The following is a 25,257-nucleotide window of genomic DNA, read 5'->3' on the forward strand; positions in this document are numbered from 1 at the left end:
CGCCTCTCAAGGCCCGCGGGTGCCCCCCAATTTTCTGCGAAAATCGGTTCCCCCCACGTCCGCTTCGCGGCGCTTCCGCTCGCGCTCCAGCGGCCCTGACAGCCGCTCCGCCACCCGTCTTCGAGGCGATGTTCTCGATCAGGAGAACAGAAGCGAAGGAGACGGTCATGGCGATGGTACAACCGATTTCGGCAGCATCGGGCGCTGCCACGGATCGCGTGTTGGCGGCGCTGGTTGCGGGGCTGGAGCGCGAGTTCGGGCGCGATGCCGGCGAGGCTTTGGCACATCGGTTCCTGGATGCCGAGGAGGCCGAGTTTCTCTGGGAAGCGCGTGACCAGGAGCGCTGGATCGGGTCGTATGAAGGCGCGGACAGCGGGGCGGATGTCGAGCTGGACCGGGTCCGGATCGTCGGGCGGCTGGCGGGTTGCTGGTACGTCGCGATGATGATCGTCGATGGCGACGGAAACCTGCACGGGATGCTCGGCAAGCGCAGCTTCGGGTACCGACTCGCGGCCATGGCGGCGTTCGCGGATGCCTGAGATTCGGATCAATCCATGCCGGGATGCGGTGCCACCTCGGCATCGTGTCCCGGTTTTTTCGTCGCGCCGGGATGGGCGGGGCAGGGTGGTCGGAGAGGGAGGAAAGGGGAAACAAGATAAAGGCAGTGTCTCGCGACCCCTGCCAAGGGATTGTCTGCACATCGATTTTTCGCGAGACCGCGATGCCGTGGCGCGAGACTGGGAGGGCCGAAGCCACGGAAATCCGCCGTTCTCCGGGCCGATGTGCGAGATTTTGCGAGAGCGTCATGTCTGACGACGACTTCACCCCCAGGCTCGGCGGGCAGCGCGGCAAGGATGGCAAGACCGTCGTCCGCTATGGCGGTCGCATCGCCGTGGCGGCGCGGCTCGCCGGCACCAGAACCGGGCTCCGATCGCGGCGCTTCGACGGAAGCCGGATCGGGCGCGGCGCGAGCATCGGGCGGCTGCTTACCAGCCGGGATCGTCTGGCAGGTTTTCGCGCCCGCCGCGCGGTCGTGAAGGCGAGCCTCATTCGCCTCGCCGGCAAGGGCGGTCAGGCCGCCCGCGCGCACATGCGCTACATTCAGCGCGATGGGGTTACCCGGGAGGGACTGCCCGGCGAGCTCTACGGCCCGGAAACCGATCGTGCGGACGGCAAGGAATTCCTGCAGCGCGCGGCAGGCGATCGCCACCAGTTCCGCTTCATCGTCTCGGCCGAGGACGGTGCCGAATATCCGGACCTCAAACCCTATGTCCGGCGGCTGATGGCACAGGTCGAGCAGGACCTCGGCACGAAGCTCGACTGGGTGGCCGTCGACCACTTCAACACCGAGCATCCGCACACCCACATTGTTCTGCGCGGCGTCGATGATCGCGGCGAGAACCTGATCATCGCCCGCGAGTATATTTCCCATGGCCTGCGCGAGCGCGCGTCCGAGCTCGTCACGCTCGACCTCGGGCCACGCACCGACCAGGAGATCGAAGCCCGTCTCCGCCACGATGTCGACCAGGAACGGCTGACCGCGATCGACCGGCGGCTGCTCCGGCGGATGGATGCCGACCGGACGGTATCGGCCGCCGACAATGATCCGTTCCAGCAGGCGGTGGCCGCGGGACGATTGCGGAAGCTCAAGGCGATGGAACTGGCGGAAGACCTTGGTGGTGGGCGCTACCGGCTTGCCGAAGGCCTCGAGGCCACGCTCCGCCAGATGGGCGAGCGGGGTGACATCATCCGGCTCATGCAACGCGAGTTGACGGCGCACCGGCTGGATCGCGCCGGCGTCGAGCAGGTGGTCGAGACCGAGCTTCGCGAGCCCCTCGTCGGACGGCTGATCCAGCGCGGCTTTTCCGACGAGCATCGCGACCGGCATTACCTGCTGGTCGACGGCATCGACGGTCGGGTGCACTATGTCGATATCGGGCGCGGGGATGCCACCCCGACGGTCCCCGAGAACGCGACCGTTCGGCTCGATCCGCGCGCGCTTGGTGTGACCGAGGCCGATCGCACGGTCGACGCCGTCGCTAGGGCCAACGGTGGCCGCTACTCGATCGACTTCCACCTGCGTCACGACGCCAGCGCCAGTCAGGCCTTTGCAACAGCGCATGTCCGGCGCCTGGAAGCGATGCGGCGGGCGGGCGCCGGGCCGGAGCGGCAAGCCGACGGCAGCTGGACCATTCCGGAGAACCACCTGGATCGCGCCGAAGCATTTGCACGACGGCAGCAGCGGGACCGGCCGGTTGCATTGACCATCCTATCTTCGCGGGCGGTCAGTGAGCTTGTCGACATCGAGGCGCCGAGTTGGCTCGATCGCGAGCTCGCCTCGGGCGCACCCGGCGCAGCGCGCAATGCCGGCTTCGGACGCGAGGTGCGCAGTGCCTTGGCGGCACGCCGGCAGTGGCTGATCGAGCAGCAGCTGGGCGACGGCGACGGTCAAAGTTTCCGGCTGCGCGCCAATGCCTTGGAGAAGCTGCGGCAACGCGAGCTGGAGAGCGCAAGCGGCCGCATTTCTGGGCAGCTCGGCAAGCGGTTCGAGCCCACCCGGATCGGCGAACGGGTCGAGGGTATCATCTCCCGCCGCGTCGATCTCGAAAGCGGCCCTCACGCGCTGATCGAGCGGTCGCGCGACTTCACTCTGGTGCCATGGCGCGATGTTCTCGAGCGCAACATAGGCAAAGCGGCCTCGGGCATCATGCGGGCGGACGGGATTAGCTGGCAATTAGAGCGTGGTCGAGCGGGTCCTGCGATCAGTTGAGTTAGGCCAGCCCTTACAGTGGCGCTCGACGGCATCCGGGTTGTTGTCGACGGCCTTACTGCTTCCTCGATTCGATCGCGACTGACACCGCACTTTGCGCGAGTCATCCTGCGGAGGCCGACACGTCAGCCGAGGCCGTGGCGGATGAGTATCGCCTGGACGATTTCGGCCGGAACCGGGCTAGAGAATTTCGCTGCGTGCCCTTCACAATGTCTGGCCGGTTGAGCATCGCTTTGGCCGGGCCGAAGCCGGCGAGGCGCCGGCATTCTATCGGCGGAGCACTTAATGCGATGATCTGGTGATCTCAAGCTAACATTAATGTGGCAGAAAGCGCGGACGCCGGTTATTGTTTATGCGTCCGCCCACGCGGCACGGGAGGCTTAATTTGTGACGCTTGTGATTACCACCTGTACGAATCGCAAGCGCAAACCGGTTTCCGACAGTCTCCACATGGCCGCTCTCCCGCAAGCCGATCTTTGCGACCTCGCCGAGGAGTGGTCGCGTCGTCTCGCCGCCGAACCCGCTCGCTACCGCGGAGACGAAATCTACGGCGGCCGTGGCTTTCGGGAGGCGATGCGGGCAGCGGAATTGCTTGACGCGAGGTTGCTGGTGGTCTCGGCCGGGCTCGGCCTGATCAATGTCTCTCAGTCGGTCCCGCCCTATGCTTGCACCGTGTTGGTCGGCACCGAGGACAGCGTGGCGGGGCGCACCAAGAACCGGTTCGACGCCGCCGAGTGGTGGCGGTCTCTAACCGAGGCGTGCCCCTTCTCCTCTCAGTTGCAAGATGCCGCCGCGGACAACGAGGGATTGCTCTGCGCCGCGCTATCTGAAGCCTATATTGAGATGGTCGCGGTCGATCTCGCGGCACTGCCGGCGGAGAGGTTGGCGCGATTGCGCCTGTTCACCCGCGCACCGATCGGCCGCATCCCGGAAGCGCTTCGGCGCTTCCTGATGCCCTATGACGATCGGCTCGACGGGCCGGATAGCCCGCACCGCGGCACGCGCAGCGACTTCGCCGGCCGCGCGATGCGGCACTTCGTCGAAGCGATCGCTGATGCAGACAGCGGATCGAATGTTAACGACCATGCCGCGGCGGTCGAGACCGCTTTGTCCGGCTGGCGAATGCCAGCGAAAGTCGCGCGGGTTCGGCATGACGATGAAGCGCTGCGCGGCCTGATCCGCGAGCATTGGGATGCCGAGGGCGGGAGTTCCTCGCGGCTGCTACGCCGATTCCGCGACCAGTTGGGGATCGCTTGCGAGCAGGGCCGGTTCGCACAGTTGGCGCGAACCGTGCGGGACGAGCGCGCATGATCGGCCGGCAATATCTCAAGGTGCGCGCGGTCCGTGCCGAACAGGGCTCGGACACATCGGTGTTCGCGTTCTTCCTCTATGGCGCCGACATTAACCGTGTTGCGGATATCAGCCGCATTCGTCGGGACGAGCAGGAACTGAAGGGTTTCCAGCGGCGCGAGATCCGCGATCACGTCAAGGAAATCACTGCCTTCCTCGACAGCGGTCCGGTGCTGTTCCCCAATGCGATCATCCTCGCCCTCTCGCCGGAAGTCGAATTTGCGTCGGCACGCGGGCGTTCGCCCGGCAATCTTTGCGAAGTGGGCGACGCCGGCACGCTTTCGATCCCGATCTACCCTGAAGGACGCCGGGCGGCATGGATCGTCGACGGCCAGCAGCGCTCGCTCGCACTAAGCGCCGCCAAGGACCGGACGATTGCCGTGCCAGTGGTCGGCTTTGTGTCGGATGCGCTCGAGACGCAGCGCGAGCAGTTCATCCTAGTCAACAAGGCGCGGCCGCTGCCGACACGGCTGATCAACGAGCTTCTGCCCGAAGTCAGCGTGCTCCTGCCGCGTGATCTTGCCGCCCGGCAGTTGCCGAGCGCGCTGTGTGAAGCGCTCAACACCGATCCACGCTCGCCCTTTTGTGGGTTGATCAAACGGGAGTCGGACGCCAAGGATCGGGCCGGGATCGTCACCGACAATGCCCTCATCGAGACGATGAAGGCGAGCCTCAAGACTCCGGCGGGCGCGCTCGGCCAGTTCAAGCACAATGGCGACGGCAACGACACGGCGGCGATGTACGACGCGCTCGTGCTCTACTGGTCCGCGGTGCGTGACACCTTCCCGGAGGCATGGGGCAAACCGCCGTCGGAAAGCCGACTTATGCACTCGGCGGGCATCCGCGCGATGGGGGCCTTGATGGACACGATCATGCTGCGCGCCGACGCGTCGCCGGACAAGGCGGCGGCGGTGCGCGCGATGCTCGCGCGGATGGCGCCGCGCTGCTGCTGGACAGGCGGCACGTGGGAGGGCTTGGGGCTCGATTGGAACGAGATCCAGTCGACCTCGCAGCATATCACCAAACTCAGCGATCATCTGATGCATATCGAGCGCGATCTCGCGCGGGCGGCAGCATGAAATTCATCTTCGCCGACAGCCTCGATTATGTGGACCCCGCGTTCGACTTCATCGCCGATCGAAGTCCGGCGGAGCGCCAGCCCTATTGGGACGATGCCTATCCGCATGAGATATTGGGCTATGCCCCTTATGACGGGGTGCTGGTCTCGCGCGGCATTGTCGGCGACCACCGGGTGAAGGGCAAGTATACCGCGAGCCAGGCGCGCCGGTTCCGGCTGGTCGGCGCGCGCAAGTTCCTGCGCCTCGACAAGCCGGAATTCGCCCATCTCGAGATATTCGGCGACTGCGGCGCCTTCACCTATGTCCAGGACGAGCGGCCGCCCTACACGCCTGCGGAAATGGCCGAATTCTATGACGAATGCGGTTTTACCCACGGCGCCTCGGTCGACCACATCATCTTCGATTTCGATGCTGGCCTTGTGGGCATGGCCGGCGGGTCGGCCGAGGCCCGGCAGCGCTTCGACATCACGCTGGAAAACGCCGAGGGTTTCCTGCGCGAAGCCAAAGCGATGGACGCGGATTTCACCCCCCTCGGCGTAGTCCAGGGCTGGTCGCCGGACAGCATGGCAGACGCGGCGCGGCGGCTCGTCGCCATGGGCTATGACTATCTCGCGCTCGGCGGCATGGTTCCGCTCAAATCGCCCGAGATCAAGCTCTGCCTGGAAGCGATCCGTCACGCGGTGCCCGCCTCGACTCGCCTACACATCCTGGGTTTCGCCAAGGCCGACGATATCGACAGCTTCCACGGCTACGACATCTCCAGCTTCGACACGACGTCGCCGCTCATCCGTGCGTTCAAGGACGCGAAGCAGAACTATTACCTGCCCGGTGACGGGCTGGCGCTGCGCTATTTCACCTCGATCCGGGTGCCGCAGGCGATCGAGAATCCCAAGCTGCAACGGGCCGTCAAGAAGGGCATGTTCCGTGCCGAGGATCTGGTCAGGCTCGAGGCGCTGGCGCTCGGCGCGCTGCGCGCCTTCGATCGGGGCGAGGCCGAACTCGAAGAGACCTTGCACCACGTTCTCGTCTACAGTGCGCCGCTGCTCGAGGAGAAGCCGCACGAGGACTGCAAGGACAGTCCGACACTCGCGCGGCTCGCGCAGCGATATCGCGCGACCCTGACAGAGCGGCCCTGGAAGCAATGCTCCTGCAAGATCTGCCGGGACGCCGCGATTGATGTAATCATCTTTCGTGGCAGCAATCGCAACAAACGCCGCGGGATTCACAACCTCGCGGTCTACCAAGACCATATCGAACGACTGGATTTGAAGCGTGCCGTTGAACCAAGTGATGACCTACCTCGCCGTCTGTGCGCAGCAGAGCAGTGAGCACAAAGTGCTCAGCTTCGCGGCGAAAGCCGCGGATGTGCTGCGCTTTGCGACCATCGATCGCATCGGGCGGGACGCGCAGGGCGAGCTCAACGGATTTCAGCGCCCGCAGGTCGCCGCCCATATCCGCGAGATTCGCGACTATCTTGAGAAGCCCGACGCCGTTCTTCCTAATCCGATCGTGGTCGCCTTCACCGAAAGGGTTTCGGTGGAGGAGCTGGAAACCGGCGTCGTGCGGCTGTCGATCGACATGAGCGCGGGGGCTCCGGGGCTGGTGGTCGACGGCCAGCAGCGGCTCTCGGCCTTGGCCGATCTGGACCGCGACTTCCAGGTGTTCGTCTCGGCGTTGATCTGCCGAGATGGAGCCGAGCTGCGCCGCCAGTTCGTGCTCATCAACAACACCAAGCCGCTGCCCAAATCGCTGATCTATGAGCTGCTGCCGACGGTTGGGGATCTCCCGCCGAGGCTCAGCCGCCGCTCGACGGCATCCGAGCTGACGGCGCGCCTCAACTTCGAGAACACCGCGCTTAGGGGTTATATCAAGCAGCACACATGCCCCGAGGGCATCATCGCCGATACCGTGATGCAGAAGATCATCATGGAATCGCTCAGCAACGGCGTGATGCGCGAACTCAATCGCGGTCCGAAAGGGGGAGAACGCTGCGTTCGCCTCGTGTCGAACTTCTTCGAGGCCGTGAAGAAGACCTGGCCCGAGGCCTGGCACGGCCAGAAGCCGAACTCGTCGCGGTTGCTGCATGGCGCGGGCATTCAGGCAATGGGCGATGTGATGGAAGTGCTTGCCGAGCGCGCCGGCGCACGCAGTGTGGAGGACTTCCGCGATGGCCTTGCATCCCTCAAGGACAAGACCGCCTGGACCAGCGGAGAGTGGCACCTTGAGGGCGAAGTGCGGCGGTGGAACAGCTTGCAGAACGTCAATCGCGACGTCGCGCTCTTGAAGCATTATCTGGTCGGGCTGGTGAAGGCGGACCTTCGGCGCAAGGCCAAGCTCGCCCCGGCTCCGCTGCTCGAGCGGACGGTTGCCCCGTCATGAGCTACGCCGTCAAGGAAATCTTCAAGACGCTTCAGGGCGAAGGAGCGCAGATGGGCCGCGCGGCAGTATTCTGCCGCTTCGCCGGCTGCAATTTGTGGTCGGGCCGCGAGATCGACCGGGGGCAAGCGGTTTGCAACTTCTGCGACACCGACTTCGTCGGCATCGACGGCACCGGCGGCGGCCGTTTCGCCGATGCAGGCGCCCTAGCTGACGCGGTTGAGGCCGAATGGGGCGACAGCCGTCCGGGACGCTATGTCGTTCTCACCGGCGGCGAACCCTTGCTGCAGGCCGATCAATCGCTAGTCGATGCGCTCCATGCGCGCGGCTTCGAGGTCGGGATCGAGACCAACGGAACGCAGGCCGCCCCTGCGGGTCTGGATTGGGTCTGTGTCAGTCCCAAGGCCGATGCCGAACTGGTGCTGCGCGCGGGCGACGAGTTGAAGCTGGTCTATCCGCAGGACAAGGCGGCGCCCGAGCGCTTCGAGCATCTAGCGTTCGACCATTTCTTCCTTCAGCCGATGGACTCGCCGCAAGCTGCAACCAACCTGGAGGCGGCGATCGCCTATTGCACCAACAACCCGCGCTGGCGCCTGTCGCTCCAGTCGCACAAGATGATCGGGATCCGCTGATGTTCGAACTCAGCAAGCAATTTCGATTCGACGCGGCTCACACGCTCGAACGGTCGATTGACACGGAGTCGAGTCGGCGCATTCACGGACATAGCTATCGCGCCGAGGTCACGGTGCGCGGCCGCCCCGATCCGTTCACCGGCATGATCGTCGACCTCGGTCTGCTCGAACGGTCGATGGAGGATGCGCGCGATGCGCTCGATCATCGCTTCCTCGACGAGATCAACGATCTTGGTCCCGCCACCATGGAGAATCTCAGCCGGTGGATCTGGGATCGACTGCACCCGGTCGTGCACAATCTCCATAGGGTCAGCGTCCATCGCGACAGCAACGGCGAGACCTGCTCCTATTGGGGCGAGGAGGCGTCGGCGTGACCCCCGACACGGGCGCGCTGGTGCTCTTCTCCGGGGGGCAGGACAGCGCTACCTGCCTGGCCTGGGCGCTCGACCGTTTCGAAACAGTCGAAACCGTCGGATTCGATTATGGCCAGCGCCACCGCGTCGAACTCGAGTGCCGCGGCGATTTCCGGGCCCGTGTCGCTGAACTCGATCCGGAATGGAGCGATCGGCTCGGTCCCGATCATATGCTCGATCTCTCGGTGCTGGGTCAGGTGAGCGAGACGGCGCTTACTCGAGAAGCGGAAATTGCTCTGCGCGACGATGGGCTTCCCAACACCTTCGTGCCGGGGCGTAACCTGCTGTTCTTCACGCTCGCGGCCGCACTCGCGTCACGCCGCCAGCTTCGACATCTCGTCGGGGGCATGTGCGAGACCGATTATTCGGGCTACCCCGATTGCCGCGACGATACGCTGAAATCGCTCCAGGTAACGCTCAACCTCGGCATGGGCAGCAGCTTGGTGCTCCACACGCCGCTCATGTGGATCGACAAGGCTGCGACTTGGGCGATGGCTGACGCATTGGGCGGCGCGCCGCTAGTCGATCTCGTTCGCGACGCCACGCATACCTGCTATGTCGGAGATCATGTGACCAAGCGTGACTGGGGCTATGGTTGCGGCACCTGTCCGGCGTGCGATCTGCGCGAAAAGGGCTGGGAAGGGTTTGTCGCGACACGCGCGGCATGAGGTTCCGCCGGGAGACCGGCGCATTAGGGGGAAGAATGGCTTCAGGCCTCAGCGGCTCGACGATCAAATCTTGGTTTCAATATCGCTGCGAGCGCAAGACGCGATACGAAATCATGGATCCGTCCGAACTTGCCGCGGTCCCCGTGGCGAAGGATCAGCGCGAGCAACCCTGGGCGGCGCTGGGTGTCGATTATGAGAACCGCGTCGTTGCTCGTCTTGCTCGCGATACGCAGGTTCTGCGGCCGGGGCTTGGCGAAGAAAGCCTACCCGAGCGCCAGGCCATTGCCTTTCTGAAAGGGCAAGGCGGAGCGACTTACGCCGCACAGGTCAATCTGCGCCCACGCGGTTTGCCGGCCTTTATCGGCAGCGCCGACATCAAACTGCGCCGCTCATTTGCCGATCTCGTCCGCCGTGACGTACTGGACGGCCAACTCGTCTTCACCGTGATCGACGTAAAGGCGACGCGCGCCGCGCGCGCCTTCCACAAGACCCAAGTCGCCTTCTACGTTCTTCTCCTACGCTCGATGCTTGCCGAACTCGGAGTCCAGGCAAGTGTCGCCGCAATGGGCGAAATCTGGCGTATCCCGGATGACGGCGATGCCGAAGGTGATCGCTGGACCGCTGAGCCGTTCGCGCTCAACCCGTATCTGCGATTGGTAGAAGACTTTTGTCGGTCGACCCTTCCGGCGATATCGGCAAAAACCGTCGCGCCGGGCCGCGACGAGACCTTCTTCCACGTTTACTTCAAATGCGAGCAATGCGCGTATCTCCCGCATTGCATCGAGGCGGTCGGGCCGCGCCGCACGCCGCATGCCCGTGATGTGTCGGCGGTCGCGGGGCTCAGCCATGAAGCAAAGCGCACGCTGCTGTCGATCGGGGTCGGCACCGTCGCCGGCCTCGCCGAACTGGGGGCCGGGATAGGGCGGATCGACGGTGCCGGCTGGTCGCTGTCGCGACGGGCCGACCAACTGGTCGCGCGGGCACGCGCATTGCGCGACGAAACGGTCCGGCCCGGAACCGATCCGCACAGCTTCCTAATGCCACCCCGCGCTGATACCGCGATCTATCTGGTCGCCGATAATGATCCGGTGGACGATACTCTAGTGACACTCGGCTATCGCTATGTCGATGGCGCTGGCACGCGCGAGCATATCGAAGTGCTGCCAACGAGTGACCGAGCGGCCGAGGCAAATGCGCTCGTGTCGGTGTTCAGTCGGCTGGTGTCCGATCTCGAAGCTATCGACACTCACAACGCGGCAATCGATGATCCGAGCGATCCCACAAGTCGCTATGCGCACATCTTTTTGTACGAGGCGACCGAAGCACTCGCGCTGCAGAACGCGGTCAAACGCCATCTCGACGATCCTCGCGTGCGCTCCGGGCTGCTTCATATGGTGCGACTGTTTCCGCCCGACGAAGTCGTGCCAGAGCCTGAGTTTCGCGGCATGCAGCATCTGCCGGCAACGGCACTGCGTAGCGTCGTCGAGCAGTTGCTCGCGCTCCCCGTGACGGTGTCCTACGATTTGAGGCAAGTCTCAGCGGCGCTGCATCGCGCCGGGAAAATCGCTACTGCTTACGAGCCGGCTGGCGGTTTCGAGCGTCCGTTCTCGGCGTTGCTCGCTCTCGATATAAGCCGCCATCTGCGAGAGGCGCGCGGCAAGGGGCCGGGCGCCGACGCGATCCGCGCCGACGTGTCCGCGCGTCTTGGCGCGACCCAGGCGATCGCAGATTGGCTGCGGCTTGAACATCAGCGACGGGTGGCGGCAGGTGAGCCGCCCATGCTTCGTCTCAACAAGCAGCCGTTCCGATTGCAAGCCAGTTTCAACCCGCTCGATGCCGGTGACCTCGACGTGCTCCGCGCCTTTGAACTGATTGAAAACCGTGCGGGTCTGCTCGATACGATGATCCGTCTCGCCCAGCCCAAGCGCGTGAGGCGCGATGCGGGCCGCGCGATTGGTGCGATGCGGCTACTCAACGTCAGCGACAAGGGAAAATACAGCTATCTGCTCTTCGCCATGCCTCGTGAATGCGAGGACGCCGATATCGCCGCCGGGACCATGGGCCTGATCCTGAGTGACGGCGATCCAGACTATGTCCTTGAGCCGCGCCTGTGGCGGACGCTCGGTTGCGACATCATGTCGCCATGGAGCGGCGACGCCCCCAATCTTTTGCGGTTGCGCATGTTCCGACCCAACTTCAATGACCCGATCTTCCAGGAGGTGAAGCGGCGCGCCGGGCAGGATGGCTGGTGGCTCGACCAGAGCTTCGTCGATTTCAATTCATCCAAGGCTGACGCCTTTCTCTCCTTTCTCGGTGCGCAGGTGCAGCCATGACCACCCGCGACGACGTTCTATCTTTTCTACGCGACCCTCAAGCATTCGCGGCGACCGCGGTCGATCGCGATCTGTGGATCGAGGGGTTGGCGGGCTTTGCGATCCCATCGATCGAGGCGAACGAGGATCGTCCACTGCGCCCCGCCCAAGATGCCGCCTGGCGTGGCTTAGCCGATCACCGTGCGGGACTCGTGCTCGGCCCGCCGGGCACAGGTAAAACCCATCTGCTCTCCTGGCTGATCACGGGTGACGGCGCGATCCGCGCGCAGCACCAACGCACGGCGCGGACCCTCGTAACTGCCTTCACCAAAAACGCCGTCGGCAATGTACTCGACGCGGTGGCCAAGCGACAGGCGATCCACGATACAGCGGCGCCGGCGCCGATTTTCTATGGCGCGCCGCCCAGCGGTGGGCTGTCGGCCGGCGTGCAACTTATCGGCCGCGGCGATGAGGCCGATGTCGAGCAGGCCATCGCAAGCGGACGGACCGTCATCGGGGCTACGATCTGGTCGCTCTATCGGCTGATCGCGTCCGGCGCGCTCCCAACCGTCGACGGCCCTACCGCACCCCTATTTGATCTGATCTGCATCGATGAAGCGTCGCAGATGGTGCTCGGCCAGGGGCTGATGGCGCTCGCCGGAATGGCGCCCAATTGCCGCATCGTCGTCTCGGGCGATGACCAGCAATTGCCGCCCGTGCGTTCGATGCGCTCGACGAAGATCAACGACCGCGAGATGGGTGGTTCGCTCTACGCCTTCCTCAAATCTGCCAACGCCGCCGAGTTTCCGCTCGAAGAGACGTTTCGGCTCAATGCGCCGCTTGCCAGCTTTCCCGAGCGCAAATTCTATCCCGGCCGCTATATCTCGGTTGCGCCCGATGAACGCCTCGCGTTGAAACCAGACTGGCGTGACGACCTCGACTTGGTGTCGCGCATCGCGCTCGATCCTGCGCTCCCGATCGTCGTTCTCGTGCATGACGGACCCGCCGCGGCAACCTCAAACCCGTTCGAAGCCAATCTCGCCGCCAAGCTGACCCTTGAGATTGCTGATCGTGTAACCGGGTCGACCGGCCCGATCTCTTCGGCGGTCTTCTGGTCGGAGACGGCAGCGGTCGTCAGTCCGCACCGCGCCCAGAATGCTGCGATCCGCGCGTTGATGCCGGTCGCGCTCAAAGCCGACGCCTTTGTTGAGACCGTCGACCGCATCCAGGGCAAGGAGCGCGATGCGATCATCCTGTCCTATTGCGTTGCCGATCCCGAATTCGCGCTTGCCGAGGCAGAGTTCATCTTCTCGCCCGAGCGGCTCAATGTCGCCACAACGCGCGCACGCACTAAGCTTATCCTCCTTATCAGCCGGCGCCTGCTCGAGGCTGCGCCGACCGAACAGGAGACGATGGACAAGGTCGAGCTGCTGCGCGAGTTCGTCTATTCCTGCGGCTATGTCACCGAGACGGTACTCGACGGTCCGGGCGGCCGGAAGATCCGCACGCAAATTCGCGCGCGCGGCTTCGATGGCGATCCGCACGACCTCGACCTAACCCCTGATACCGTGATCGAGGCCGTGCTCCCAGACATGACCCCTGAACTGGAGGGGCTGCTCGCGGCGATCCGGCGGGTCGCCGCCGGGAGTGATTATGGCACCGCGACGCTTGGTCAGGTGCGGAAAGCGATGGCTCTTGCTCGCGAGCCCTTTGTCGAATCGCGGACACTGCACCTGCTCGGCTGGATCTCGCTCGAGCACCTCGAGGGCAAGTTCGGGCGCTATTGGCGGGCTCGACCCTTCGAGGCAGCGCGGCGTGTCTACCCCACTGATATCGACACGGTCCGTGCGCGGATCGCGACCGTGGTGCGCGAGGCGCGTGCCGGCAAATACTGCTTCTACGATCGCGCTCGCGACCGTTTCGCCTGGATGTCCGAGCAAGAAGACGACGTGCTCCTGCCCGTGATTCAGACGCTGCAGGCGGAAGGGTTGCTGACCTTGGGCGCGGCGGGTGGTGCGATGACCATCGCCATGACGGTGGCCACCGATGAGATCGAAGAACGCGAACCGGACGCGTTATTACCCGCAATCACCGACGATGACTACCGATTGCTGAACCGGCTGGAGGATATTGAGGCTGCCCGCATCAACTTTGCGATCTTCGACAGCTGGACCTCGATCACATCCCTGGCGCGCGATCAGCGCAAAACCGACGATGATGTGACTGCGGCGCTCTCGCGGCTCGAAGCACATGGTCATGTCATGCTCGCGGCCGACGCCCGTGTACGTAGCCGGATCGCCGAGCTCGCGCGCGAAATCCGCCATGTGAAGCAGCGCTTCAAAACCGATGACGCGAGCGACCGGCCCTACCTGGTCCGCAACATCAAGGTCGAACTGCGCGATCGAAACAAGCCAGTGCGCAACCGCCCCCTTCGCGGAGTGTTCGACGAAGCCATTGCAGCGGCAACGCCGGTCCAGGCAGAAGGCCTAGAAGGTCTCTACCGAGCGCTTGCCGCGCAATGGGGCGAAGGGGCTGCACTCGCTGAATTCCAGCGCAAAGGTCTCATCCACGGTCTCGAAGCCTGGCGGAGTGAAGGCCTGTCCGGCATCGCTATCGCCGCCGACACCGGGTCGGGCAAGACCGAAGCGGCTGCACTGCCGCTGATCGCGGGCGCGCTGGGCGATGCAGTCGATGGCATTGTCGGGGTGCGTGCGATCCTAGCCTATCCCCGCATCCGTCTCGCGACCAATCAGGCGCAGCGCCTCGCTGGCTATTTGGCGGCCTCGGCAAGCATTCCCAATTTGCCACTGCTGACGCTCGGCCTCCAGGTCGGCGACGTGCCTGACAGCTTCGACGCCATGCACGAGCGCTACCGCGAAGTCTGGCGTCCGGCCGGCCCTAACGCGTTCGAGTTTCCGTTCTTTGCCTGTCCGTCCTGCGGCCAGGGCCTGCATTTGCGTGCCGGCGGCGGACGCGACGGCGCCGATGCATTGGTCTGCACCACGGGCGACTGGCGCTATGATGGGTGGATCGGATCGAAGGCACAACTTCGTGAACGTCCGCCCTCGCTGTTCCTACCGACCACCGATAGCCTCCATCAATGGCTGCATGATCCCCGCTATGGCGCGCTGTTCGGCGACGATCCGCGCTTCGCACCGCCGCGCGCGCTGCTCGCTGACGAGATCCACCTCTACACGCATATCCACGGTGCACAGGTCGGGATGGCGCTGCGGCGTCTCGCGGCGCGCGCCGCGACCGGTGGGGCTGACAGCCGGGCAATGGTGGCCATCGGGATGAGCGCGACCATATCCAATCCTGGGGAAGCCTGGGGCCGTCTGATCGGACGCAGCGATATCCGGACAATCCAGCCAGAAGCAGAGGAACTCGAAGCCAATCCGCGCGGCCGTGAAGTCTTTTATTTCATTCAGCCTGAAGTGGAATCGCGCGGCGCCGATATCGCGGGCGCCTCGACCACCATCCAGAGCCTTATGTGTCTTGGCCACGGCATGCGTAGGCGCACCGGCGATGAAGGCGGCTATCGCGGACTCGTTTTCTTCGACTCCATTGACAAAATGCGTCGACTTCACGGCGCCTATTCCGATGCCGAGGAAGGCAAGGAACTCGCGGCGCTGCGCATCTCGGACTTTGGTGATGATCCGACCGGCCAGCCTCAGACCCGATGCTGCCAGGAGCCGATCGGCTGCGATCGCTTTGCCGATGGTGAATGCTGGTGGTTTGCGGCGAACGATACGCGCCAATGCGGAGCGCATGGCCGCCGTGTGGCTGGCAGCCCGCTACGTGTCGCGCGCTCGCCAATTTATTCGGGCACGAGCAGCGACGCTGAGGCTCTCGTCAAAGGATCGGACGTAGTCTTCGCGACCTCCTCGCTCGAGGTCGGCTATGACGATCCGGATATCACGCTCGTCTATCAGCATTATGCACCGCAGAATCTGGCGAGCTTTATCCAGCGCAAAGGCCGAGGTGGGCGTGGCATTGACGATCGGCCGACTACGGCGGTTACATTGTCGATCTATTCGCCGCGCGACAGTTGGTGGTTTCGGCGCCCGGACGAGATGATCGCGCCTTCGGGCTTTCGGATTCCGCTCAATCCCGACAATTTCTTCGTACGGCGCGGACAGGCCCTGGCAACGTTGCTCGACGGTATTTCGCGCGAAGTGGCGCGGGGCGCTGTTGTCGATTTCGACCGCGGGATTACGCCGGCGGTGCTAGCCAAGGCCGGATCACTGGTTGAAGCGGTGCTCGGACCAGATATCTGGGACGAGCTTGGGGTGAGCGATGCCGCCACTTTCTGGGAGGCAGCGATCGCCGCGCAGCCAGGCGCGGGCGGTCGCTTCCTGAATGAGGTGCGCCACAATTTCCGCTGGGCACCCGACCTGCTCTTCGACACGATCAACCTGCCATCCCTCGATGTCACCGGTCCCAATGTGAACGGCGGAGGTGGGGAGGATATTGGCCTCGCCCTGACGACGATCGCACCGGGCAATGCGACACGGCGCTACAATGGCTCGATCGTGCATTGGAGGCCGCCAGTCGACGGCCGTGCGCCCTGGCTTGCGTCGAACGATTATGCGAGCGCGTTGCGTCAACCGCTGCGCAGCGACGCCGCTGCACTTTTGTCAGAACTTCCGCTGGAAGTGCGTGACAGTCTCACCGACCTCCACGAGCACCTCTGCCGGCCGACTGTGGCGACACTTCAGCAGGTCGGCTGGATCGCTGGTGCGCACTGGACGCCTGAACTTGGCTTCGACGGCACTCGCGATCCGGCGATCGTCCCTCTCGATCCACAGGCCATGCCGCTGCGTCACGACAGCAGTGCCAGCTTGCGCGGGTTTCTGCTCGTACAAGCCGATCCAGCCGGCGCGCAATCGCTCGGCGACCCGGCTATCCCCGGTTTCACCCAGATCGATGCCCATTTCGGGGACAAGATCACCGGCAGTGCCTCGGGACTCGAGGTCGCGCGCGTGTTTTGGGGCGCAGATGCCGAACTCAAATTCGACAGCCGGGGCGTCGACCCGCTGGGTATCTCACAAATCTTCATCGACCCGGCGACTGAGCGACCGCTGCTGCACGGCTACCAGGTGCCGACCGAGGGGGTCCGCTTCACCGTCGACGAAGCGGCGCTCGCTGCCTTCGTCGAACAGGTCCAGGCAGGTTTCGACGATGACGAAGGGCGGAGGGACTGGCACGAGGCGCAGTTCCTGCGCTACCTTATCGGAAGTCGCAGCCGTGGCGCTGGCATCGCCGGCTACGACGCCCGGCTGGGGGCCGAACTCATCGCGGCTGCTGCCGGCAATCCAACCTTTGCCCCAAAATTGCGGCGGCTCGCACGTTTCTGGTCACCGGCGACGCTCGCGACCTTGTTCGAGGATGTGCGCCAGCAATTGCTGAGCCAGCATCCGCTGATGACGGTCACGCGCGTGGCGCGTGCTGCGGCCAAGCTCGGCGACGACATCTTCCACACGGTGTTGAGCGAAGCATTGAAGGAGGTTCGCAATTCGGAAGCGATGGCCGCCTATCTTCACTCCACCGTTCTTCATGGCTTGACGCTGCGCCTCAAATTGCTGGTGGCCCAGGTCGGTCAGGGCGACGAACGGCAATTGTTGGCCCATGCTCGGCTTCCGCTGCAGTTCGGGGCTGACGCCGATCCTTGCATCACGATATGCGAAGCAGGCGCCCACGGCGACGGCACCATTCGCGGAGTCATCGACAACTGGTCTGGCCTGAGTGATCTCGTCGCTGCCGGCTACCTCGGCGCCTGTCCGAACGCCGATGAGGATGCGATGGTGCGCGGCTTCTGGGCGATGCCGGAACGGCACCCTGCTTGGCGCCTGCTCGATCCGCGTGATCCGACACAACTCGCCAATGTCGCGAAGGAAATCGCGGAAGCTGGAGGTACTGGCGCGCGCGACCGGCTACCACCGGTTCTCACCCGCATCCTGTTCGCCCAGGAGGCGGTCGAAGCCGAGCCATTCATGCTCTTCGAGATCGCCGCCGACATCGAACAGGTACGCGAGCAGGCTTTCGGACCCGTCGCTCGCCCTGTTCAGGGATGGGAACTCGCATCCGCCGCAGTCGATGCCGCGAAGAGCGGCGCGGCACCTGTGCTAGCCCGCCTGCTTGGCGCCTATGTCGCACTCGACTCAACCAAGGCCGGTTCGCTATCGCCTGAAGCTCGTCTCGCTGAGCAGGTATTTCGCCTATCGGCGCCGCTTTGTGCCGATGGTTGCCGAAGCTGCGTCCACCAGTCGAGCGACCTGATGGGCGACAGTCTGGTCGAGGCGAGCGTCAGCCGATCGCTGCTCCAGCAATTCCTTGCTAGCGTGTCGTGATCCCAAGCCGATCGAGCGCGGCATGTTCGGCGAGCCAAGCCTGGACCTTCGGCGTGACCATAGCGAGTGTTGCACGTTTGTCGGCGAGCGCGTTGATGAACTCACCGACCTCGTCCTCGCCGATCTCGGCGGCGCGTTCGGCTTGAAGCGCGTCATATTCGCTGGATAACGCCGTGACCGATGCATGGAGTTCGGTCGCTGAACTGGCATTGGTCGACGCGATGCCCTTCCGTCCGCAGGCCGTCAACCGCGGTCCGAGGTTATTGGCGACATTCATCGAAGCAAGCAACTCGCCCAGGCCGACCAGCGGCTGGAAGCGCTCATTGGCGAGGACACGCCAATGTTCTCGTAGCGAGCGATCGAGACTGGCAATCGCGCGGATCAGGTCATTGCTATATTCGTCGACCGCAGCGCGAAGCGCCACCGCATCCTCGGCAGTTTCCAGAGCCTCGCCGACAGATTGCGCGCAGTCGATCATCTCGTCGAGGATCTCGCGCTGCTGGGCGGGCTTGCCATAATCGATCAGGTCGGCCGTCTCGATCAGCGCGGTCATCCGCTGGATCTGGTGTCCGGCCGTACGGAGTTCGGCGATCGCCTTGGTAAGACGCTCCCCGAGCGTCCGGCGCGATACGGCGTCGGGCAGTTGCTCGATCAATGCCTCGGCCTCGAGAAGCGCATCGCTCATTGGCCGGTCTCCGTTTGACCGAACGGCCTGACCGCCGCCCTTAGCGCCACGCCGACCGCTTTGACCTCGCTCAGCGAGCCGCTGCCGCCTGCTTCGCGGACGCAGTCCAGCGCATGATTGCGCAACTCCTCGACCGCGCGCTCGCCGGTCTGCGCGGCCGTCAAAATATCCTCGAGATCTCGCGCCGGCTGCTGGGCGAGCCAGGCCAGGCGCAGAAGTAGTTTGGCCGGAAGCTCCTCTTCCTCGAGTGTGAAGATGAGCGCCTCGGTGCGCATGCCGGCACCTTCGGCGAGGCGCGCCTTCAGGCGCTCGTGCGCCTGCCGCCAGGCTTGGACCTTGTCCGCTGCCGCTCCCGGCAATTGTTCGGCAATTCCGGTGATGCACCGATCGAGCCGATCGAGATGGGTAGCAACGTCTTTGTTGCGTAGCAGCGCCGAGAGCGTCTCGCTGCGGCCCTTGATCTGCCCGAACTCGGTTCGTTCGATATGGCTTCGCTTCTCATTCCAGCTTTGGGCCAGGTCGCGCGCACGCTTATAGAGGTCGGGTACCGACCCGCCCTCGGCAGGAACCGGATCACAGCGTCCGCTCTCTCCCATGCGGATGATCGCACCGATCAATTGGCTTGAATCGATCAACGCGCTGCCGCCGCCGGTGCCGGTCGCGCTATCGGTGAGGTTGAGACTGATCATCGCACGGAGTTCGGCGCGCAGCTTCTCGTGAAATCCCTTGGTCGAGGTCAGCCATTCCTGCCAGGGCGCGCTGCGCGCCGCAAAATCGCTTTCCGACAGGCCTTCGTCGCTGAGGATTGCCCGCAGTTGATCGGTGACCGGCGCGGTGACGCTAGTGACGCCACGCAGGAAGGCGCGGGCGAGCAGGATCTGTCCAAAGGTCGCGACTTGCGACCAGCGCGTCCCATTCTCAAGTCGAGGAATTTTGCGATCGAGATGATGCGCCAGATTGACCGACAAGCGCCGCATCATCGTCGCGAGGCTGCGCCGGTGATATTCGGCGTCAGCCAGCGACATCTCGGTATCTTGGCGTAGCGAAATGAAAGCTTCGAGGCCATTGCGCGCCCAGGGCGCGGCTGGAAGCACAAAATAGTCGAGTTGGCGCGTCGCCGTGCCGTGCAGCTTCACCATGTCGCGCGAGATCAGCTTCTCGAACAAGGGCGAGGGCACGCCGAAGGCCCGGCTGTCGATGTCCTCGATCAGCAGTGCCAGGATATCGTTCCACCGGCTGCCATTTTGGATCGGCGTATCCGGCGACCAACTCCGGATCTCCTCGCGCCGTTGCTCCAGTTCGCTCTTGGTCGGCATAAGCCGTTTGGGCTTGGGCGCCGAAACGACAGGACGCGCTGGGCGAACGATAGGATTGGGCTTGCGAGCCTCCTCGTCGGCTTCGTGCTCCCTCGAGGTCGGAAGGATCGGCTGGACGGTAATGATCGGCGTCGGCGCTGCCGGTGACACGCTACCGGCCTCATCCGTTCCGATCCAGGGCAGGCCGAATGCTTCATACACCGCGCGGCTCGTCCCGGCGAAGGCAAGGCCGTCATCATCGCCGGTGGTGTCAGCTCGATCGGGATTGGCCCAATACGCCAGCATGCGGCGCATGCGGGCACGTTCTTCAGGTGCCTCGATCCTGTTATCGACGATCTGCTTCAGGCGCGGCGCCAAAGCGAGGTCGGCGCGGCGATCGGGCCGAAAAGCATCGGGTTCGATGAAGCTGCCAGGATAGGTGCCCGCGCCAAGACTGTCGGGCTGCAACAGATTGGGATTGAGGATCGCTTGGAGAATGCCACGCGGCGTCTTCCAGGTTTGGCCGTTGTCATTCTCCTTGAGCGCTTCGTAGAAGCGATCGAAGGCATGCGGCGTAAACGGAAACAGCCCGACGCCGCCTTGCTCGCCGAAGATTTCGAAACAGGCTTCCTGCCGCGGGCAATCGTTGCAGCGATTGGGCGGCGGCGCCTCATGACCCTCGCGCGCATCGGCCAGCCATCCGTTGAGCGCGACCGGCCCCGCGCGCACCGCTGCCAGATAGCGCACCACGAACTGCCAGCGCGTCTCGCCCTCGCGCAACGTGGCAACATCCTGCAAGCCATCGGTTCCCTGTCCCAAGCGCACTTCATGGGTGATGCGCTGGCGGTAATTGCCCTGCAGCTTGTCATAATAGGCCGGGGTGACACCCACGACCGAGATCAGTGGGCACACCGCTTGTTCACCGGCATCGCCGCGCGCAGCCGCGTTAAACACCAGCACGTCGATCAGGCTGTCATCGAGACCTTCCCAGCTGGTTATGTCCTCGAGAAGCAGCACTAGCCGCTGCTTCCGGTCGGCGAGCGCCTCGCGCACCTGTCGGAACAGGGTCTTGAGGCCTTGCGCCGAGATCCCCAGAACATTCTGGATCGCGTCGTTACGGCGCAGATTGAGCGCGTTGATCAATGCGAGGCTGGTCGGAAACTGGTCGCGATGTTCTTCGGCCAGTTCCTCGGCCAGCCACTGCTGATCGCGAAATGCCCGGATTGTGTCGGCCTCGCGCTCCAGGCGGCGCGCCAGGTCATGGCTACGCGCAATCGCGGCCTGGCCACGCAACGGCGGGCACAGATCGCCCAGTTCCTGGATATCGAACAGATCGAACGAGGCCGTCGCTGAATTGCGGCCGCCGCCTGCGCCCTCGAGTAGGTCGAGAATTCGTGACGGCGCCTTCCAGCCGGTCTTGATCGCGGGATGGGCGAGCAATTCGGCCGGCGAAAACGTCTTGCACCACGCTTCATCGGGTAGCGCCCGATCGAAATGACCGGGTTCGAGCGTATTGGCCAGCGTACTCAAAAAGATGTTAGCGCGGCCGCGTGAGGAGGTGTTCTGGCGCTGACCGAGATTGTCAAATAGCGGCGCAAACTCCGGCGGCAGGCGGTCACGGAGCTGGCGCAGCGCACCTTCGAGGCTGCCATCGGCGCGCCGGAGCAGCAGCTTGATGTCGCTCGCGTGCGGCCAGTTGACCGAAAGCCAGCGGATTAGATGCGACTTGCCCGATCCGGGCTCGCCCTGGACGACGCAAAATGCATGTTCACGGCTCTCATCAGCGAGGGTGTCGAGCACGGCCTGCTCGTCAATGCCCTTGAACTCCGCGGCATCACGTCCGGCGACGTCAAACCCTTCGATTGGGGTATGGGTTGCAAGAAAGACCGCGTCATTGCCCTCGAGTGCTTCCGTCACGAAGATCGAGCGCGCGTCCTCGGCGCGCCAGCAGGCGGTGAGAGGCGCGTTCATGACGCGCTCCCCGGAAAGACGACCACGGTGGTGAAAGCGTCGATCGCGTGCGACGCATCCTCGCTCAGCCGCACGCGATCGGCGGCGTCGCCGCTCGGCACCAGACGCAAGCTCTGGTCGTCGTGGAGATCGCGCAGGGCAGCGCTCAGCAATGGCGAAAGTCGATTCGCGGGCGCTGCATGGCCGATCCTCTGGCAGGCCTGGGTGAACAAGCGACCACGATCGAGATAGGGCATGCGCCGCGCGACCAGAGCGATGAATTCCGCGGCCGGCAGGGTTGATCCCGCCACGATCTCGGCGCGCTCGAGTTCTCGCAGTATTCGCATCGCGGGAGACGGGAAGTCTGGAGCGGACCGCTCGGTCGGCATCGGCACGCCTAAACCAAGAAAGGCGAGCCAGCGCCGCCATGCGACGGCCTTGGTCGAGTTCATCTCCTTGCCGGTGAGGCCCGAATTCGCCAGTTCGGCAAACTCCTCGCGCCCGGCCTGATAGATCCACTGCATGCCGTTCTGACGGTCACTCTCGACGACCACCCACGCATAGCCCTCAAGGATCACCGCGTCGCCGTCGCCGCTGGCAAGCCCGATAAGCCGATCATGGACCAGATCGGCGAAGCCGGCGAAGCTGTCGGGAAGCGTGGCGACAAGATTGATCTGATCGCGCGCGCCCTCGACCAGTGCCAGGCTCAGCGCGGCGTTATGTGCATCCGCCGCCAGCGTCGCCTTTGCTTTTACCTCCACGCCGTCGCGCCCGAAACCTGGGTTGAGCAGCGCGTCATAGGTCGCGCGCGCCGACGCGCCGCCGAGGGCAGAGAGCCCGGCAACCAGCGACCACACGCGTTCGGGTGTGCCTTGCGGGCTCGACAGCAGCGTCATGCTGCGTCCTCGATGCCGGCGAGGCCGGCAAGTTGCGCTTCGGCGTAGGGCGCGTAGCGCGACACCGTCTGATCGAGGCGCCGACCTCGCACGATGCGTTCAGGCCTCGCGACGATCAGCAGCGGTGAGGAACAGCGCGCGCGAAAGTCACCAGCCCGGTCCAGCATAATCTCGGCGGCAAGCGCATCATCCGGCAACAATATTGCAGTCGGCACATCGGCCAATCGGTTTTCCCCCAGCCACTCCCGTTCATCGAGCACGAGTCCCAGTCTCGTGTCAGCGTGCAGCATATGCGCGGCAGTCCGGCCCGCCAATCCATGAGGTACGACAATCTGATCGACACCGGACCGGGTCAGTGTCTCGACGAGGCTGGCCAATCCATCTTCGAACTGCGGGTCGGTAGGGGTCACGAGCAGGGTCTCACGCGGCAGCGCGGTGCGGCACTCGCCTGCCTCCGACCAGCGCTGCTCCAGGCCGGCCGCGACGAGATGCGAGGGTGGCGCGATGCCGGTCTTGCGGCATGAGGGGCATCGGCCGCAGGCCGGCGCATAGGAATGCGGTTCGATGACCTCGAAGGCGCTTCGGGTGACGCAGGCCTTGGTCGGATGGCGCATGACCTTCACGAAGGCGTCGAGGTCGGCCCGGGCATCGGCCAGTTCGCTGTCGCGCAGATCGCTAACCTTCTGCCACACCGCGTCATCGACCCCGGAGAGCACGCGCGCGTCAAGAATTTCGATCGTCCATGCGAATTCAGGCTGGTCGCCATCCATCGGCATCGACAGCACTCGTAATACGCCTGCGCGTTGCATCAGCGTCAGCAGGGTCATATTCCAGCCGCGGTTCCAGTCGCCAGCACGGGGCCGCAGTCCCTCTCGAAAGGCATCGAGGTTGATTGTCATCTGAAGGCGATCGCCGATATATTTTCTGGCGGTCGCAGCCGCGAGCAAGCCGGCCCAGCGCTGCTCGGCCAGATCGCGCGTCAGCCAGCCAGATGTTGCGAGCCCATAGGCCTGCTTCACATCGCTGTTAGTCGGACCGTCGACGAAAAGACAGGCGGCGAGGCCTTGGCCGTTGTCGCGCGAAGCCCGCCCAATTTCTTGATACCAGCGCGCCGGCCCTTCGGGCAGGCAGGCATGGATGACCGAACGGACATCGGCCTTGTCGATGCCCATGCCGAATGCCGAGGTCGCGACCACCACATCGAGTTCATCGGCGGCCCATCGATCGACAATTTGGCGACGATCCTGCGCGCCTGTGTCGCCGGTGAACAGGGCGACCCGGCGATAACCATGGTCGCTATCACAAAGCCGGGCTTGAAGCGCGGCGGCATCGGCGATTTGGGTAGTATAGATGATTGCGGGTCGCGGTGCCCTATCGATCAAATAATCGAGCGCCGCGTCTCGCTGACTCTCCCAGTCATAACTCGCGACGACGATGTCATGCTCGTAGCGCGGGAGCCGGGCATCCACCTCAAGCCAATCGCCATCGAGTTGCCAGGCGCTACGCAGCACCCTGCGCGCGCTTTCAGGCAGCGTCGCCGAAAGTAGTACCGCTCGGATCCCGGGATTGGTCTGCCGCAATCGACCCAGCAGTGCTGGCAGCCGCTGGAAATCCGGACGAAAGCCGCGCCCCCAACTCTCGATGATGTGGGCCTCATCAACGAAGACATGCGTCAATCGCGCTTCAAGCCCGAATTCCACCGAGCCCAGCGTTGCAGCCTCGACCAGATGGCCGAGGAGAGCCGGGCTGAGCGCCTTTTCTGGCGAGAGCAGGAGAAGCGGAATATTGCCACGGCGGAAGCCATTGATGATCGCCTCCGCTTCGGCGAACGACGTATCGCCGGTGAGCGCTTTGCTCGCTTCCAGGCCGCGCATGCCCGAAAGCGTGCGCTCATGGTCGAGCCCAAGCGCGACCGTTGGCGTAATCACGATGGCGCAGGCACCAGCCTGTGTCTCGCGCTCGAAATTGGCAGCGATCTGGAACAACAGGCTCTTGCCCGACCCAGTGGGCATGCTCACCATCAGCCCCGAACCCGGCGGCTGGGTGAGCAGCGCGCGGGTTGCGGCCTTTTGAGCGACTGTTCGATAGCGCTGATGCTGACTGAGGCGTAGCAAAACGCCATCGGGTGACGCCGGCTCGTAAGCGTGGCGCGGAGCGGAATCGAAGCGCAGCGCGGCCTGCAATCCATCGACGCCGGCTTGGTCTTCCTCATCGACGATCCGTAACGACTTGTCGGAATTGGTACGCGCGAGGCCGAACCGGCCAAGCAGCGCATATTCATCGAGCGTGAGCGGGACCGCAAGCAGATCTAAATCGACACGGCCGCCCTTCAATCTGGTGAGCGAACGGAGCAGTGCCATTCGGTCGGCTGGCGCCGTTGCAGCGGCAAGCGCGCGCAGACATCTGTCTATGGAACGCACAACCCAGGTTGCGCCTTCAACCTGACCATCTCGACTGCGTAACAATGCATCAGACAACAAT

At 64.3% G+C, this 25,257-nt stretch carries 15 protein-coding genes; 11 read left to right on the forward strand and 4 right to left on the reverse strand.

What is annotated here, in order from left to right; translation table 11 throughout:
- The first annotated feature begins 167 nt into the window (after positions 1–167).
- The 11 genes from BM009_RS12645 to BM009_RS12695 all read left to right on the forward strand — a co-directional run bounded on the left by BM009_RS12645 (position 168) and on the right by BM009_RS12695 (position 17,950).
- Complete coding sequence (locus BM009_RS12645; RefSeq protein ID WP_254772276.1) at positions 168–539, forward strand: hypothetical protein; 372 nt, start codon at positions 168–170, stop codon at positions 537–539.
- Positions 540–805: 266 nt separating this feature from the next.
- Positions 806–2,770 carry a relaxase/mobilization nuclease RlxS gene (gene rlxS, locus BM009_RS12650; protein ID WP_093296686.1) on the forward strand — a complete coding sequence of 655 codons (1,965 nt, stop codon included), beginning with the start codon at positions 806–808 and terminating at the stop codon, positions 2,768–2,770.
- A gap of 387 nt (positions 2,771–3,157) precedes the next feature.
- The gene (locus tag BM009_RS12655; protein ID WP_139216612.1) at positions 3,158–4,081 is read left to right on the forward strand and encodes a hypothetical protein; all 924 of its coding nucleotides are present in this window, start codon (positions 3,158–3,160) and stop codon (positions 4,079–4,081) included.
- On the forward strand, positions 4,078–5,199 hold the full coding sequence (gene dbpB, locus BM009_RS12660; RefSeq protein ID WP_093296690.1) for a DGQHR domain-containing protein DpdB: 1,122 nt from the start codon (positions 4,078–4,080) through the stop codon (positions 5,197–5,199). The genes BM009_RS12655 and dbpB (BM009_RS12660) overlap by 4 nt, the downstream gene beginning before the upstream one ends.
- The gene (dpdA, locus tag BM009_RS12665; protein ID WP_093296692.1) at positions 5,196–6,527 is read left to right on the forward strand and encodes a tRNA-guanine transglycosylase DpdA; all 1,332 of its coding nucleotides are present in this window, start codon (positions 5,196–5,198) and stop codon (positions 6,525–6,527) included. Before dbpB (BM009_RS12660) ends, dpdA begins: the two co-directional genes overlap by 4 nt.
- Positions 6,490–7,578: a DGQHR domain-containing protein DpdB gene (dbpB, locus tag BM009_RS12670; protein ID WP_093296694.1), complete on the forward strand. Its 1,089-nt coding sequence runs from the start codon at positions 6,490–6,492 to the stop codon at positions 7,576–7,578. Before dpdA ends, dbpB (BM009_RS12670) begins: the two co-directional genes overlap by 38 nt.
- On the forward strand, positions 7,575–8,207 hold the full coding sequence (queE, locus tag BM009_RS12675) for a 7-carboxy-7-deazaguanine synthase (RefSeq protein ID WP_093296696.1): 633 nt from the start codon (positions 7,575–7,577) through the stop codon (positions 8,205–8,207). Before dbpB (BM009_RS12670) ends, queE begins: the two co-directional genes overlap by 4 nt.
- Positions 8,207–8,581 (forward strand): 6-carboxytetrahydropterin synthase, encoded by a 375-nt coding sequence (locus tag BM009_RS12680; RefSeq protein WP_093296698.1) that lies wholly within the window; start codon positions 8,207–8,209, stop codon positions 8,579–8,581. The genes queE and BM009_RS12680 overlap by 1 nt, the downstream gene beginning before the upstream one ends.
- Positions 8,578–9,288 carry a 7-cyano-7-deazaguanine synthase QueC gene (gene queC / locus BM009_RS12685; protein ID WP_093296700.1) on the forward strand — a complete coding sequence of 237 codons (711 nt, stop codon included), beginning with the start codon at positions 8,578–8,580 and terminating at the stop codon, positions 9,286–9,288. The genes BM009_RS12680 and queC overlap by 4 nt, the downstream gene beginning before the upstream one ends.
- Before the next feature lie 35 nt (positions 9,289–9,323).
- Positions 9,324–11,621, forward strand: coding sequence for a hypothetical protein (locus BM009_RS12690; RefSeq protein ID WP_093296702.1), 2,298 nt, complete (start codon positions 9,324–9,326; stop codon positions 11,619–11,621).
- Positions 11,618–17,950, forward strand: coding sequence for an AAA domain-containing protein (locus tag BM009_RS12695; protein ID WP_093296704.1), 6,333 nt, complete (start codon positions 11,618–11,620; stop codon positions 17,948–17,950). Before BM009_RS12690 ends, BM009_RS12695 begins: the two co-directional genes overlap by 4 nt.
- Here BM009_RS12695 and BM009_RS12700 read toward each other — a convergent pair.
- The 4 genes from BM009_RS12700 to BM009_RS12715 are packed head-to-tail and all read right to left on the reverse strand — an operon-like array spanning position 17,937 to position 25,256.
- Positions 17,937–18,635, reverse strand: a complete 699-nt coding sequence (locus BM009_RS12700; protein WP_093296706.1) for a hypothetical protein — start codon at positions 18,633–18,635, stop codon at positions 17,937–17,939. The genes BM009_RS12695 and BM009_RS12700 overlap by 14 nt on opposite strands.
- Positions 18,632–21,901, reverse strand: coding sequence for a hypothetical protein (locus BM009_RS12705; RefSeq protein ID WP_093296708.1), 3,270 nt, complete (start codon positions 21,899–21,901; stop codon positions 18,632–18,634). The genes BM009_RS12700 and BM009_RS12705 overlap by 4 nt, the downstream gene beginning before the upstream one ends.
- Positions 21,898–22,776 (reverse strand): hypothetical protein, encoded by an 879-nt coding sequence (locus BM009_RS12710; RefSeq protein WP_093296710.1) that lies wholly within the window; start codon positions 22,774–22,776, stop codon positions 21,898–21,900. The genes BM009_RS12705 and BM009_RS12710 overlap by 4 nt, the downstream gene beginning before the upstream one ends.
- The gene (locus BM009_RS12715) at positions 22,773–25,256 is read right to left on the reverse strand and encodes a DEAD/DEAH box helicase (RefSeq protein ID WP_139216613.1); all 2,484 of its coding nucleotides are present in this window, start codon (positions 25,254–25,256) and stop codon (positions 22,773–22,775) included. The genes BM009_RS12710 and BM009_RS12715 overlap by 4 nt, the downstream gene beginning before the upstream one ends.
- Position 25,257: the final 1 nt, after the last annotated feature.

It is taken from the genome of Sphingomonas sp. NFR04 (genome assembly GCF_900114095.1).
Lineage (GTDB): Bacteria > Pseudomonadota > Alphaproteobacteria > Sphingomonadales > Sphingomonadaceae > Sphingomonas.